This window comes from Streptomyces sp. MAI_2237, assembly GCF_054189285.1.
Genome location: NZ_JAJPGQ010000005.1, coordinates 1,329,310 through 1,343,857, shown reverse-complemented (window position 1 = coordinate 1,343,857; position 14,548 = coordinate 1,329,310). Strand labels below are relative to the sequence as shown.

Annotated in this window: 13 protein-coding genes; 6 read left to right on the top strand and 7 right to left on the bottom strand. The window is 72.2% G+C overall.

Annotated features, from left to right (window positions below):
• Nucleotides 1-69 precede the first annotated feature (69 nt).
• Nucleotides 70-864 (top strand): metal-dependent hydrolase, encoded by a 795-nt coding sequence (locus LN251_RS34440; protein WP_058926814.1) that lies wholly within the window; start codon nucleotides 70-72, stop codon nucleotides 862-864.
• A gap of 53 nt (nucleotides 865-917) precedes the next feature.
• Here the strand turns inward: LN251_RS34440 and LN251_RS34435 are convergent, their stop codons facing one another.
• The 4 genes from LN251_RS34435 to LN251_RS34420 form a co-directional block, all read right to left on the bottom strand.
• Nucleotides 918-1,190: a type B 50S ribosomal protein L31 gene (locus LN251_RS34435; RefSeq protein WP_458248056.1), complete on the bottom strand. Its 273-nt coding sequence runs from the start codon at nucleotides 1,188-1,190 to the stop codon at nucleotides 918-920.
• Nucleotides 1,191-1,226: 36 nt separating this feature from the next.
• A complete protein-coding gene (locus tag LN251_RS34430) occupies nucleotides 1,227-1,697 on the bottom strand; it encodes a DUF5709 domain-containing protein (RefSeq protein ID WP_458248055.1) in 471 nt (156 codons plus the stop codon).
• A 417-nt stretch (nucleotides 1,698-2,114) separates the two neighbouring features.
• A complete protein-coding gene (locus tag LN251_RS34425) occupies nucleotides 2,115-3,896 on the bottom strand; it encodes an ABC transporter ATP-binding protein (RefSeq protein WP_458248054.1) in 1,782 nt (593 codons plus the stop codon).
• Entirely contained in the window at nucleotides 3,893-5,719 is a 1,827-nt protein-coding gene (locus LN251_RS34420; RefSeq protein ID WP_458248053.1) for an ABC transporter transmembrane domain-containing protein, read from the bottom strand. The genes LN251_RS34425 and LN251_RS34420 overlap by 4 nt, the downstream gene beginning before the upstream one ends.
• 132 nt (nucleotides 5,720-5,851) lie before the next feature.
• On the opposite strand from LN251_RS34420, the gene LN251_RS34415 reads away from it, so the two are divergent.
• Together LN251_RS34415 and LN251_RS34410 are read left to right on the top strand one after the other, a co-directional pair.
• Nucleotides 5,852-6,589 carry a L,D-transpeptidase family protein gene (locus LN251_RS34415; protein WP_458248052.1) on the top strand — a complete coding sequence of 246 codons (738 nt, stop codon included), beginning with the start codon at nucleotides 5,852-5,854 and terminating at the stop codon, nucleotides 6,587-6,589.
• 57 nt (nucleotides 6,590-6,646) lie between these two features.
• Nucleotides 6,647-8,239, top strand: a complete 1,593-nt coding sequence (locus LN251_RS34410) for a peptide-N4-asparagine amidase (protein WP_458248051.1) — start codon at nucleotides 6,647-6,649, stop codon at nucleotides 8,237-8,239.
• 138 nt (nucleotides 8,240-8,377) lie between these two features.
• Here LN251_RS34410 and LN251_RS34405 read toward each other — a convergent pair whose 3' ends face one another.
• Entirely contained in the window at nucleotides 8,378-8,836 is a 459-nt protein-coding gene (locus LN251_RS34405) for a MarR family winged helix-turn-helix transcriptional regulator (RefSeq protein WP_458248050.1), read from the bottom strand.
• 104 nt (nucleotides 8,837-8,940) lie between these two features.
• Between LN251_RS34405 and LN251_RS34400 the strand changes: the two genes are divergently transcribed.
• Both LN251_RS34400 and mltG read left to right on the top strand, forming a co-directional pair.
• The gene (locus tag LN251_RS34400) at nucleotides 8,941-10,743 is read left to right on the top strand and encodes an ABC transporter ATP-binding protein (protein WP_458248049.1); all 1,803 of its coding nucleotides are present in this window, start codon (nucleotides 8,941-8,943) and stop codon (nucleotides 10,741-10,743) included.
• Nucleotides 10,744-10,786: 43 nt separating this feature from the next.
• Entirely contained in the window at nucleotides 10,787-11,638 is an 852-nt protein-coding gene (gene mltG / locus LN251_RS34395) for an endolytic transglycosylase MltG (RefSeq protein ID WP_458248048.1), read from the top strand.
• Between the two features lie 13 nt (nucleotides 11,639-11,651).
• Here the strand turns inward: mltG and LN251_RS34390 are convergent, their stop codons facing one another.
• Entirely contained in the window at nucleotides 11,652-12,728 is a 1,077-nt protein-coding gene (locus LN251_RS34390) for an NAD(P)-binding domain-containing protein (RefSeq protein ID WP_458248047.1), read from the bottom strand.
• Between the two features lie 85 nt (nucleotides 12,729-12,813).
• Here LN251_RS34390 and LN251_RS34385 point away from each other — a divergent pair, with 85 nt between their 5' ends.
• Complete coding sequence (locus tag LN251_RS34385; RefSeq protein WP_362986669.1) at nucleotides 12,814-13,242, top strand: YjbQ family protein; 429 nt, start codon at nucleotides 12,814-12,816, stop codon at nucleotides 13,240-13,242.
• Between the two features lie 18 nt (nucleotides 13,243-13,260).
• On the opposite strand, the gene LN251_RS34380 is transcribed toward LN251_RS34385, so the two are convergent.
• Complete coding sequence (locus tag LN251_RS34380) at nucleotides 13,261-14,484, bottom strand: cytochrome P450 (protein ID WP_458248046.1); 1,224 nt, start codon at nucleotides 14,482-14,484, stop codon at nucleotides 13,261-13,263.
• Between the last annotated feature and the right edge of the window lie 64 nt (nucleotides 14,485-14,548).

Here is a 14,548-nt window from a genome sequence, read left to right as displayed (position 1 = left end):
CGCCGACGGAGCGTCAGCGCACCCGGTCAACTGGACAGCGGCACACGAAGAATGGGGCGGGGAACGGCCATGATGGGACCAGCACACTCACTGTCGGGGGCCGCGGCCTGGCTGGGCGTCGGCGCGGCGGCCGCCGCGACCGGGCACACGATGCCCTGGCCGGTCCTGCTGGCAGGTGCCCTGATCTGCGCCGGAGCGGCTCTCGCCCCGGATCTGGACCACAAGGCGGCCACCATCTCCCGGTCCTTCGGACCCCTGTCCCGTTGGGTGTGCGAGATCGTCGACAAGCTCTCCTACGCCGTCTACAAGGCGACCAGGAAGCAGGGCGACCCGCGCCGCTCCGGCGGCCATCGCACGCTCACCCACACCTGGCTGTGGGCGGTGCTGATCGGTGCGGGTTCGTCGGCGCTGGCCGTCAGCGGTGGTCGCTGGGCGGTGCTGGCCATCCTCTTCGTCCACATGGTGCTGGCCATCGAGGGCCTGCTGTGGCGGGCGGCGCGCGGCTCCAGCAGCGACGTGCTGGTCTGGCTGCTGGCCGCGACCAGCGCCTGGATCCTCGCCGGGATCCTGGACAAGCCGGGCAACGGTTCCCACTGGCTGTTCACCGAGCCGGGCCAGGCGTACCTGTGGCTGGGTCTGCCGATCGTGCTGGGCTCGATAGTGCACGACATCGGGGACGCACTGACGGTCTCCGGCTGCCCGATCCTGTGGCCGATCCCGGTCGGCCGCAAGCGCTGGTACCCGATCGGCCCGCCGAAGTTCATGCGGTTCCGGGCTGGCAGCTGGGTCGAGCTGAGGGTGCTGATGCCGGTGTTCATGCTGCTCGGCGGGGTGGGCTGTGCGGCGGCCCTGAACTTCATCTGAGGCAGCGGGTCCCTCGGCGGGAAGGGCCGGTGAGGCGGGCGAAGCCGCGGGACTCAGCCGTCGCCGCCCTGGCCCTGAGCCGCCCCGCCCCCGTAGCGCCGCTGGAACTGGGCGATGCGGCCCTCCGAGTCCACGGTCCGCGCCTTGCCGGTGTAGAAGGGGTGGCTCTCGGAGGAGATCTCGACGTCCACCACGGGGTAGGTCTCGCCGTCGTCCCACTCGATGGTCCGGTCGCTGGTGGCGGTGGACCGGGTCAGGAAGGCGTAACCGGCGGCGCGGTCGCGGAAGACGACCGCGTGGTAGTCGGGGTGCTTGTCCTGCTGCATACATGCTCCTCGTGCGCAGTGCGGGCGGCGGACAGGTCAGCCGTAGAGGGAATCGTCGTCGACGATGTGCATCGCCGCCTCCTCGGCGGAGGCCGCGGCGCCGTCGATCCCCACGTCGGTGGCGATCAGGGCGCTCTCCTCGTCCTCGTGCGCTCCCTCGTCGGGGGCCACGAGGCGGCCGGAGCGCACGGCGCCGACCTCGTTGTCCAGCAGCTCCCCGTCCGTGCCGTCGACATCGCCGAGGCCGTCTCCGTCGGGCGCGACCAGGTCCGGGAGCTCCTCGGCCAGGCGTTCCTCCAGCGTCTCCCCGTGGTGCCGCTCGGCGGCCGTCACATCGGCGCGCTCCACCGCCCACGGGCGTTCCGGAGGGGACCAGCCGCGGTCGAGGGGGTCGTCGACACCGTCGTACTCCAGGGTGTCCTCGGAGTCGAGCAGCCCGGTGTCCTCCCGCTGGTCGGATCCGTCGGGCTGGTAGACGTCGTCTCCCCATCCCTCGGCGCTGTTCACGGGGTACCTCCAGGTGCTGGGGACGGGCCCGTTCCGGTCAGGCCCGGCGTCGGGCCGCCGGTGCGCGGAGCACAGGCCGTGCCCGTGCGGACGGTGGGGTCCTCGGGACACTCCCCGAGCCGGTGCCGGTATCCAGACTTCCACTGTCGATCGGCACCGCGCAACGGCACGCCCCGAGCGGGCCGGGCGGCACGGGCGCCGGGCCCGCGGATCACCTCCGTGCGGCGGCGCCCCGCAGCGCCTCCGCGCCGGCCGGCCTGCGAGGACGCCGGCCGGTGGTTCCGCGCCCTCACCGGGACCGGGCTTCGACCCCTCGGTACCGCCCCGGGGCTCGGTCCCGCGCCCTGCGGCCAGGGGTTCCGTACCTGCTCGGCCTCAGCCACAGCGCCTGGCCCGGGGTTCCGTACCCCCTCGGCCTCACCCGTGCCAGGACCGCCACAGGGCCGCGTAGGCCCCCTGGGCGGCGACCAGCTCGTCGTGGCTGCCGAGCTCGCTGATGCGGCCGTTCTCGACGACGGCGATGACGTCCGCGTCGTGCGCGGTGTGCAGACGGTGGGCGATGGCGACCACCGTGCGGCCGTCGAGGACGCGGGCCAGGGAGCGTTCCAGGTGGCGGGCCGCGCGCGGGTCCAGCAGGGACGTCGCCTCGTCCAGGACCAGCGTGTGCGGGTCCGCCAGCACGAGGCGGGCCAGCGCGATCTGCTGGGCCTGGGCCGGGGTCAGCGCCAGGCCGCCGGAGCCGACCTCGCTGTCCAGGCCCTCGTCCAGGGCCCGGGCCCAGCCGTCCGCGTCGACCGCGCCCAGTGCCGCCCACAGCTCGGCGTCCTCGGCGTCGGTCCGGGCGAGCAGGAGGTTGTCGCGCAGGGAGCCCACGAAGACGTGGTGCTCCTGGTTGACGAGGGCCACGTGGGAGCGGACGCGTTCGGCGGGCATCCGGGACAGTTCCGCGCCGCCCAGGGCGACCTGCCCGGTCCGCGGGGCGTAGATCCCGGCGAGCAGCCGGCCCAGGGTGGACTTGCCGGCGCCCGAGGGGCCGACCAGCGCCAGACGGGTGCCGGGAGCGACGTCCAGGGACACCCGGCGCAGTACGTCCACGCCCTCGCGGTAGCCGAAGTGCACCTGGTCGGCGTGGAGGTCACGGCCGTCCGGGGCGAGCGCCTCGTCCCCGGCGTCCGGTTCGATGTCCCGGACCCCGACGAGGCGGGCCAGCGACACCTGGGCCACCTGGGGCTCGTCGTACCAGCGCAGGATGAGGTTCACCGGGTCGACGAGCATCTGTGCGATCAGCGCCCCCGTCGTCAGCTGGCCCACCCCGATCCAGCCCCGCAGGGCGAACCAGCCGCCGATCATCAGGACCGAGGCGAGGACCGTCACATGGGTGAGGTTGATGACCGGGAAGAGCACCGACCGCAGCCACAGGGTGTAGCGCTCCCAGGCTGTCCACTCGCGCACCCGGCGGTCCGACAGCTCGATCCTGCGGTCGCCGAGGCGGTGGGCCTCCACCGTGCGGCCGGCGTCGACCGTCTCGGCGAGGGCGGCGGCCACGGCGGCGTACCCGGCGGCCTCGGAGCGGTAGCCGTGGGGCGCCCGCTTGTAGTACCAGCGGCAGCCGATCACCAGCAGCGGCACGGCGACCAGCACGGCGGGCGCCAGCGGCGGCACGGTGACGACGAGGCCGCCGAGCAGCAGCACCGCCCACACCACGCCGATGGCCAGCTGCGGTACGGCCTCGCGCATCGCGTTGGCGAGCCGGTCGATGTCGGTGGTGATGCGGGAGAGCAGGTCGCCCGTGCCGGCCCGTTCGAGGACGCCCGGCGGCAGCCCGACGGACCGCACCAGGAAGTCCTCGCGCAGGTCGGCCAGCATCCGCTCACCGAGCATCGCCCCGCGCAGGCGCACCTGCCGCACGAACACGGCCTGCACGGCGAGCGCCAGCACGAACAGGGAGACGGTGAGGGGCAGATGGAGTTCCCGGGCGCCGTCCGACACCCGTTCGACGAGGTCGCCCAGCAGCAACGGGCCGGCCAGCGAGGCCAGGACGGACGCCGTGTTGACGGCGATCAGGACCAGGAAGGCACGGCGATGCCGGCGGAACAGCTCGGCCACGTAGGCGCGTACGGTCGCCGGGGCGCCGACGGGCAGGGTGTTCGCCGTGGTCGGGGCCGCCGGGTCGTAGGCCGGTGGCGCCACGCCGATCATGCTGTCTCCTCGATCTCTTCCAGTACGTTCAGTTCCTCGAGCGCGCCGTTCAGGGCGGCCTCTTCGTCGGTCTCGCGGGTCACGACGGCCCGGTACCGGGGTTCGGTGTGCACCAGTTCGCGGTGCACGCCGATCGCCGCGACCTCGCCCTCGTGCACGAGCACGACCCGTTCCGCGCGGTCCAGAAGCAGCGGTGAGGAGGTGAAGACCACGGTCGTGCGCTCCTGCCGCAGGGCGCGCAGCCCTTCCGCGATCCGCGCCTCGGTGTGCGAGTCCACGGCCGAGGTCGGCTCGTCCAGGACCAGCACCTCGGGATCGGTGACGAGCGACCGGGCCAGGGCGAGCCGTTGGCGCTGGCCGCCGGACAGGGACCGTCCGCGTTCGGTGATCCGGATGTCCATCGGGTCCTCGGCGTTCAACGACCCCTGGGCCAGGGCCTCCAGGACGTCCGCGCACTGGGCGGCCGCCAGCGCGTCCCGCGCGGTGACGACACCGGAGGCGGGCACGTCCAGCAGCTCGCGCAGCGAACCGGACAGCAGCACCGGGTCCTTGTCCTGGACCAGTACCGCCGCGCGGGCGGTGTCCAGGGGCAGTTCGTCGAGCGGGACCCCGTCCAGCAGTACGGACGTGCCCGGCTCGGCGGGGTGTCCGCCCAGCCGTTCGGCGAGCAGTCCCGCCGCGTCCGGGTCGCCGCACACCACCGCGGTGAGCAGGCCGGCCGGGGCCAGCAGACCGGTGGCGGGGTCGTACAGGTCACCGGACGGTGCCTCGTCCCGCGGCGCAGCGCCCCCGTCGGGGTCGTCCTGCCGGGCGCCTCCCGAGTCCGTGGCCCGCTCCAGCGACAGCACCCGTGCCGCCCGCTTGGCCGACGGCCGCGAGAAGGAGTACGCCATCGCGATCTCCTCGAAGTGGCGCAAGGGATAGGTAAGGACCATCACCGAGCTGTAGACGGTGATCAGTTCGCCGATGGTGATGCGGCCCTGCCGGGCCAGATGGACGCCGTACCAGACCACGGCGATCAGCAGCAGGCCCGGCAGCAGGACCTGGATCGCGGAGATCAGGGACCACATGCGGGCGCTGCGCACGGCGGCGTGGCGGACCTCCTGGGAGGCGCGGCGGTAGCGGTCGAGGAAGAGTTCCTCGCCGCCGATGCCGCGCAGCACGCGCAGTCCGGCGACGGTGTCCGAGGCCAGTTCGGTGGCCCGTCCGGCCTTCTCGCGCTGGACGTCGGCCCGCCGGGTGGCGCGGGGCAGCAGCGGCAGCACCGCCACCGCCAGCAGGGGCAGTCCGACGGCGACCACCACGCCGAGCGCGGGCTGGTAGACCAGCAGGGCGACGCAGACGATCACGACGGTCGTGGCCGCCGCGGTGAACCGGGAGACGGCCTCCACGAACCAGCCGATCTTCTCGACGTCACCGGTGGACACGGCCACGACCTCGCCGGCCGCCACCCGCCGGGTCAGGGCCGAGCCGAGCACGGCGGCCTTGCGGGCGAGCAGTTGCTGGACGCGGGCGGCGGCCGTGATCCAGTTGGTGACGGCGGCGCGGTGCAGGAAGGTGTCGCCCACCGCGACGCACACGCCGACGAGCAGCAACAGCCCGCCCGTCAGCGCCAGTCGGCGACCGGAGCGGTCGACCACGGCCTGGACGGCGAAACCCACGCAGAAGGGCAGCGCGGAGACGGCCACGAAGTGCAGCAGCCCCCACGCCAGGGACTTGACCTGACCGCCCAGTTGGTTGCGGCCCAGCCACCACAGGAACCGGGGACCCGAGCGCGCGTCCGGCACACCCGGATCGGTATAGGGGAGGTCTTGGATCTGCATGACGACTGTCGTCCCGGTGGCTCGTGTCAGGGGTGGACGGAAACCGCGTTCGGCGGCAGCAAACCGTGACAGGTTCGCCTCGCAGCGTGGTCAATGGCAAACGGTTTTCCGGCCGCCGTACAAAATGGGGCGATGCGAAGGAACGGTGCGCCGCGCGCGGCGATCGCGTTGGCGGCCACGGGAACACTGCTGGCCGTACTGGCGGCATGCGGCGACGGCCGGCACGGTGGCCCCTCGCGGCAAGACGGTCGGACCGGCGCCGCCGGCAAGGCGGCCGACGCCCCCGCCCACAGCGGCATCCCGGGCGTCGGCGAGCGCCTGGCGCGGCGCATCCCCGCCGACGCAGGGCAGGTCGTCGCCGTCTACGGAGAGGGCAGGGATTCGCCGGACTCGAAGGTCGTCCTGTACACGAAACGCGGCTCGGCCTGGCAGGAGACGCGCAGTTGGCCCGCGCACAACGGCAAGAAGGGCTGGAGCGCCGATCACCACGAAGGCGACCGGCGCAGCCCCGTCGGCGTGTTCACGCTCACCGACGCGGGTGGTGTCCTGCCCGACCCCGGCGCCCGGCTGCCGTACACGCGGGACGCGTCCTTCGGGGCCCCGCGCTGGTGGGCCGAGTCGCACTGGCACGACTTCGACTACGTCATCGCCATCGACTACAACCGCGTCAAGGGCACCCCGCCGAACGACCCGTCCCGGCCCGAGGGCGATTCCAAGGGTGGCGGGATCTGGCTGCACATGGACCACGGAAGCGGTACGTCCGCCTGCGTCAGCCTGTCCCGGGCGGCGATGGAGTACCTGCTGCGGACGCTGGACCCGGACCGGCATCCGGTGGTCGTGATGGGGGACAGGGCCGACCTGGAAAGCTAGCCCCCGCGCCGGAGGCGTCATTGCCACACGGTGCCGACTCGCCGTAGAACACCGGCCATGAAGAGACGGATCGTCATGTCCATGCTTGCCGGAGCGACCCTCCTGGCGAGCACCCTCCTCGGGGCCGCCCCGGCGCAGTCCGCCGACGTGCCCGCCGAGTTCGGCACCGACTGGCACGACCCGGTGACCGCCGCGCCGCCGATCGAGAAGCCGTCCGGCAAGTCCTGCCAAGTCACCCTGGCGGAGGCGCAGTTCAGGGACTTCACCCCGTACCGCGGCGCGTACGCCCCGCCGAAGGGCTGCGGCGACCGCTGGAGCAAGGTGGTGCTGCGGCTCGACGGCAAGGTCAAGGGCCGGCAGTACGACCGGCTCGGCTATCTGCACGTCGGCGGCGTCGAGATCCTGCGCACCTCCACGCCGGAGCCCTCGCCCGACGGCATCGCGTGGTCCGTCGAGAAGGACGTCACGCGCTACAGCGACACCTTCCGCCACGAGCAGGACGTCGAGATGCTCATCGGGAACGTCGTCGACGACACCTACACGGGCGTGATCGACGTCAAGGTGACCCTCACCTTCTACGCCGGGAGACCGGCCGCCGCCCCCGACCGCGTCCTCACCCTCGGAGAGGCCAACACCCTCACCACCCCGCGCAACAGCGAACGCATCGTCGCCGAGGTGTACGCCACCGGATCGGGCGGCGGCTGCGAGGAGTTCTGGTATCTGGCGGTGCCCGACAAGGCGCCGTACTCCTGTCAGGCCGACGGCGGGCCCTACCGTGAGGTGCAGATCAAGGTGGACGGCCAACTGGCTGGAATCGCCGCGCCGTTCCCGCACGTGTGGACCGGCGGCTGGTCGAATCCCTTCCTCTGGTACGTCGTTCCGGGCCCGCGCGCCTTCGACGTCAAGCCGATCGAGTACGACCTCACCCCCTTCGCCGGGCTGCTGAACGACGGCCGGCCGCACCGCGTCGACGTCTCGGTCGTGGGCGTGCCCGAGGGGCAGAGCGGCTGGAGCGCGCCGGTCAATGTCCTCGTGTGGCAGGACGCGAAGAGCGACCGGGTGACCGGGAAGCTCACCGTGCACAAGGCCGGCGACCTCGCCAACTCCTCCACCTACACGGCCGGTTCGCCGGAACGGGTGGCCACCGACGCCGGCCACCGGCTGGCCGTGGCCGGGTACGTGGACACCTCGCACGGCCGGGTGACCACCACCGTGAACCGCTCGCTCGCGAACACCTCGCAGCACGTGTGGACCGACGGCGAGAACACGGACACTCTCGACGCCACGTGGACGGACGACGAGTCGGTCACCGTCGACGGCCGCGGGTCGGCCCGTACGACGGCCACGCACCGGACGTACACGATGGACGGCTCGATCACGATCGGCACGGACGACCGCTTGCGGACGGTGCTCTCGCTCGGTGACCGGGCCGTGGTCGCGCGGTCGGTCGGCGACCGGCGGACCGTCCGGTCGCGGCTCGACGACACCGTCTCCGGCGACGCCTCCTGGACGCTGAACGTGCCGCGCGACCAGCGCCATGCGGTCGGCACGACGAGCGAGCGGTATCGGCTGTACGGCTCCGGCGGCTGCTACGACCGGACTCTCACCGCCGTCCAGGGGGTGCTGACGGAGGACCGGAGCGCCTGCTGAGGCCGGGGTCGCATATCGGCTGCGGCTGACTGGGGGCTGATCGCGCGGTTCCCCGCGCCCCTGAAGGTGGGACCGGTGCAGGTCCCTGAGGGGCGCGGGGAACTGCGCGACAAGCCACGACCCACCCGCAGTCGCCCGCTACCCGCAGTGCCGTCCCCGCTCCGGCGCCCCGTCCACCAGCGTGTCCAGCAGTCCGCCCAGGACCTCGCGCTGCTCCTCGGTCAGCGGAGCGAGGATCTCCTGCGCGGCCGCCCTCCGCGCGCCCCGCAGCTCGCCCAGCGCCTTGCGGCCGTCGTCCGTGAGCTCGATCCGGATCACCCGGCGATTCGTCGGGTCCGGCACCCGGCGCACCTTGCCGCTCGCCTCCAGGCCGTCGACCAGGGAGGTCACCGCCCGCGGAACGACCTCCAGGCGCTCGGCGAGATCGGCCATGCGCGGGGGTGCGCTGTAGTGCGCCAGGGTGCGCAGCAGCCGGGACTGGGCCGGGGTGACCCCCATGCCGCACTGTTCGATGTGCCGCTTCTGGATGCGGTGGACCCGGCGGGTGAAGCGCAGCAGCTGCTCGGCGAGCGGGCCGTCGGGATCGGGGGTGGTCATGGAGGGAACAATATCAGGATGCAGTTCATTGTGAGTATAGGTAACAATGAGCTAAGCTCCGTCAGTCTTCACCCTCACCGTTCCCTCACCTCACGCAGGAGCCCATGCATCCCGATCGAGAACCCCGCTGGACACCGCCGGCCGACGCCAAGGAGCAGCCCCGGCAGGTGCGCCGCATCCTGAACCTCTTCCGTCCCTACCGCGGACGCCTCGCGATCGTCGGCCTCCTGGTCGGCGCCTCGTCCCTCGTCTCCGTGGCCACGCCCTTCCTGCTGAAGGCGACACTCGACGTCGCCATCCCGCAGGGCCGCACCGGCCTGCTCAGTCTGCTCGCGCTCGGCATGATCGTCAGCGCCGTGCTGACCAGCGTCTTCGGCGTGCTGCAGACGCTGATCTCCACGACCGTCGGCCAGCGCGTCATGCACGACCTGCGCACCTCGGTCTACGGCCGCCTGCAGCGCATGTCGCTGGCCTTCTTCACCCGTACGCGCACCGGCGAGGTGCAGTCCCGCATCGCCAACGACATCGGCGGCATGCAGGCGACCGTCACCTCGACCGCCACCTCCCTGGTCTCCAACGTCACCAGCGTGGTCGCCACGATCGTCGCGATGGTCGCCCTCGACTGGCGCCTGACCCTCGTCTCCCTGCTGCTGCTCCCGGTCTTCGTCTGGATCAGCCGCCGCGTCGGCAACGAACGCAAGAAGATCACCACGCAGCGCCAGAAGCAGATGGCCGCGATGGCCGCCACGGTCACCGAGTCGCTGTCCGTCAGCGGCATCCTGCTCGGCCGCACGATGGGCCGCTCCGACTCGCTGACGCAGTCCTTCGCCGAGGAGTCCGAGGGCCTGGTCGACCTCGAAGTGCGCTCGAACATGGCCGGGCGCTGGCGCATGGCCGTCATCACGATCGTCATGGCCGCCATGCCGGCCGTCATCTACTGGACCGCGGGCATCGCCCTCCAGTCCGGCGGCCCCGACATCTCCATCGGCACCATCGTCGCCTTCGTCTCGCTCCAGCAGGGCCTGTTCCGGCCGTCCGTGAGCCTTCTGTCGACCGGCGTGCAGATCCAGAGCTCGCTCGCGCTCTTCCAGCGCATCTTCGAGTACCTGGACCTGCCCATCGACATCACCGAGCGGGACGAGCCGGTCCACCTCGACCGGATCAAGGGCGAGGTCCGCTTCGAGGACGTCGAGTTCCGCTACGACGACAAGGGCGCCCCCATCCTCGACGGCATCGACATCACCGTCCCCGCCGGCAGCAGCCTCGCGGTCGTCGGTCCGACCGGCGCGGGGAAGTCGACGCTCGGCTATCTCGTTCCGCGCCTGTACGACGTCACCGGCGGCCGGGTCACCCTGGACGGCGTGGACGTCCGCGACCTCGACTTCGACACCCTGGCCCGCGCGGTCGGCGTCGTCTCCCAGGAGACGTACCTCTTCCACGCCTCCGTCGCGGACAACCTGCGCTTCGCCAAGCCCGACGCCACCGACGAGGAACTGCACGCGGCGGCCAAGGCGGCCCAGATCCACGAGCACATCGCGGCCCTGCCCGACGGCTACGACACGGTCGTCGGCGAGCGCGGCCATCGTTTCTCCGGTGGCGAGAAGCAGCGCCTGGCCATCGCCCGGACCATCCTGCGCGATCCGCCGGTCCTCATCCTCGACGAGGCGACCAGCGCCCTGGACACGCGCACCGAGGCGGCCGTCCAGGAGGCGATCGACGCCCTGTCCGCCAATCGCACCACGCTGACCATCGCCCACCGCCTGTCCACCGTCCGCGCCGCGGACCAGATCGTGGTCCTCGACTCCGGGCGGGTGGCCGAGCGGGGCACGCACGAGCAACTGCTCGACCTCGACGGCCGGTACGCGGCGCTCGTACGCCGGGATGCCCAACTGGAACCGACAAGCTGAAGATATGCCGGGTTTGTGACGGTATGCGGGTTACCGTGCCCGCATGTACCTGAACACTCCGCCACGGAGAACGATTCGACTGACGCGCAGGGGCCGGCTCGCCCTCATCGCGACCGGAGCCGTCGTGGCCGGCACCGCCGTGGCGGTGCCGCTGCTGACCCTGGAGAACGAGAAGGACACCAAGCCCACGTCTTTGGTGATCCCGGAGGGCTGGCGCGCGGGGCAGGTCTACGACGCCGTGGACAAGGCACTCGCCCTGCCACCCGGCAGCACGAGGAACTCCCTGGCGAAGGCCAAGCTGAAGCTCCCGAACGATGCCGAGGGCAACCCGGAGGGTTACCTCTTCCCGGCGACGTACCCGCTGCAGGTGAGCGGGAAGAAGGCGACGCCGGAGGCCCTGCTGTCGTCCATGGTCGACACCGCCGACAAGAAGTTCAACGGCGCCCCGGTCGCCGCCGGTGCGCAGCGCAACGCGATGAACGTCTACCAGGCGGTCACCATCGCCAGCATCGTGCAGGCCGAGGCCGCCTCCAAGGCGGACATGGCCAAGGTGGCGCGGGTCATCTTCAACCGGCTGGAGCGCGGGATGCCGCTGCAGATGGACTCCACCATCAACTACGCGCTGAACCGCTCCACGCTCAGGACGAACGCCGGTGACACACGGATCGACAGCGCGTACAACTCCTACCAGCGCATGGGGCTGCCGCCCACGCCCATCGACAACCCGGGCGAGGACGCGATGCACGCCGCGATCAACCCGGCCCCGGGGGACTGGCTGTACTTCGTGACGGTCAAGCCCGGCGACACCCGCTTCACCGCCGACTTCTCCCAGCACCAGCGCAACGTGGCCGAGTTCAACGCCCTTCAGAAGAAGACCGCGAGCCCGGCCAGGTGACGTCGGCGCAGGGTCAGGCGGCCACCGGCTCGTTCGACAGCAGCCGCCTGATGTCCCGTACGGCGGCCCGGCCGGCCCGGTTGGCGCCGATGGTGCTGGCCGACGGGCCGTAGCCGACGAGATGGATCCGGGGGTCGGCCACCGCGCGCGTGCCGTCGACGCGGATCCCGCCGCCGGGCTCGCGCAGCCGCAGCGGCGCCAGATGGTCGACGGCCGCCCGGAAGCCGGTGGCCCACAGAATGACGTCCGCCTCGACGTGCCGTCCGTCCGCCCAGGTCACGCCGTCCGGCGTGATCCGGTCGAACATGGGCCGGCGGTCGAGGACCCCGTCCGCGATGCCCTGCCGGATCGCGTCGTTGAGGGGCAGTCCGGTCACCGAGACGACGCTGCGGGGCGGCAGCCCCTGGCGCACCCGCTCCTCCACGAGGGCGACGGCCGCGCGGCCCACCTCCTCGGTGAACGGGCCCTCCCGGAAGACGGGCGGGCGCCGGGTGACCCAGGTGGTGGCGGCCGCGTGACCCGCGATCTCCAGCAGATGCTGGGTGCCCGAGGCCCCGCCGCCCACCACGATGACCCGCCGGCCCGCGAACCACTCGGGGCCGGGGTACTGCGCGGTGTGCAACTGCCGCCCCAGGAAGGTCTCCTGGCCGGGATAGCGCGGCCAGAACGGCCGGTCCCAGGTGCCGGTGGCGTTGATCAGCGCCCGGGTGGACCACGTGCCGTCCGAGGTCTCGACGAGCAGCCGGCCGCCGTCGCCCTCGCGCACGGCCCGCACGTCGACGGGCCGGTGCACCGGCAGGTCGAAGCGGCGCTCGTAGGCCGCGAAGTACTCGGAGATCACGTCGGCGGACGGCCGCGCCGGATCGGCGTCCGTCAGCTCCATGCCGGGCAGCGAGTGCATCCCGTGGACCTTGCCGTACGTCAGCGACGGCCAGCGGAACTGCCAGGCCCCGCCCGGACCGGGGGAGTGGTCGAGGACGACGAAGTCCCGCTCCGGTACGAAGCCGGTGCGGCGCAGGTGGTAGGCGCTGGACAGACCGGCCTGACCGGCGCCGGTGACGACGACCTCGACCTCGCGCATGTTGTTCATATTTCTACTAACCGGGGAGGCGGCACGGATCTTCCCCCGACCGCTCTCGGGCGCACGGGGTGATGCATGGGTCAGGATGGGAGGCATGTCAGATGCCTTCACCACCCGAGTCCTGAACATCACCACCGGCTCCGCGGAGAGGGTGGTCGACCTGACCCGAGACTGCGAGGCCTTCCTGCGCGAGGTGGCCCCCGGGCGCGACGGCCTGCTGAACCTCTTCGTGCCCCACGCGACCGCCGGCATCGCGATCATCGAGACGGGCGCCGGCAGCGACGACGACCTGCTCGCCGCCCTGCACACCATCCTTCCTGCCGACGACCGCTGGCAGCACCGGCACGGCAGCCCCGGCCACGGCCGCGACCACGTCCTGCCCGCCTTCGTACCGCCCCACGCGACGCTGCCCGTGGTCGACGGCGGGCTCGAACTGGGGACCTGGCAGTCGGTGTGCCTGGTGGACACCAACCGGGACAACGCCGATCGGAAGGTGCGCCTCACCTTCCTCGCGGGTTCCTGACGGACGCCGGCGGCGCCGTCACCGGAGGGTCAGCCGGCCGCGGAAGTTCTCCGGCACCGGGGCGAACCGCAGCGCCATCGTGATCTCGTCCGGCCTGTGGGCCGTCAGACGGTAGCGCGTGCACAGCAGATGACACAGGACCATCAGCTGGAACGTGCCGACGTTGGCGCCCACGCACTTCTTCGGCGCCCAGCCGAACGGCACGTAACTCGTGCGGTCCGCCGGTCCGTGCGGGGCGCCGGGCAGGAAGCGGTCCGGGTCGAAGACGTCGGGCTGCTTCCAGACCCGTTCGTCGCGGTGGATGAGGTGCGGGCTCAGCAGGTACCACTGCCCCGGCTCCAGCCGGGCCCCGCCCAGGTCGAACGCGTACGTGGAGCGCCGCACCAGCAGCAACGGCGGGCTCCACAGCCGCAGCACCTCCTTCACGAACCGGTGGGTCACCGGAGCCGCCCGGATGGGCGCCGCGTGGAACTCCGCCGGATCGACGGCGCACAGTTCGTCCGCGAGCCGGCGCTGCCACTCGGGGTGCCGTACGAACTCGTACAGCAGGCTCGCCGCGGCGGTGCCGGGCGGGCCGCCGATGGCGGTCAGGACGGTGGTCACCACGTCGAGGGCCCGGTCCATGCCGAGTTCCGGCAGCAGGTCCACGAAGGGGTCGGCGAGATCCGGCTCGCGTTCGCGCCGGCCGTCGGCGCGCTGCCGCAGGACCCGCCGCACCACCAGGCCCGCCCGGATCTGGACCACGATGTGCCGCAGGTGGTGCAAGGGACCGCCCGGCTCGGGCGAGACCAGCCGCGACAGCTTCATCTCCAGGTCCCGGCGCACCAGTTCCTCCTCGGCGCAGGTGAGACCGTCGAGCGCGAGGGGCAGCAGCGAGCGCAGGGTCACGTCCTGCATCAGCATGGTCAGGTCGACGTCCTCCCCGAGCCGCTCGTCCAGGACCCGTTCCATGCGCGCGACCAGCCGGCCCTGGTGCTCGGCCGTCGCCAGAGCGTGCAGGCGGGTCATCCAGGCCGAGCGGACCCGGCTCCACAGGATCTCGGGGCTGCGCCGCCGGCGCACCAGGTCGACCAGGCGGTCGTGCATGACGTACCGGTGCCAGTTCGTGGCACTGACCCGGCGCGCCGCCTCCGGCTCGAACACGCCGAGCCGCTGGTCGTCGACCCAGAAGATCCCGTCCTCCCGGGCGCTGCGGCGCCTGATGGAGTGCAGGAAGTCCTCGGGGTGCTGCGGGGTGGTCATCGTGAGCGTTCCCCTCGTGGGGCGCGGGGAGCCGACCCTGGGGCGCCTCCCCGCGCAGGGCCGG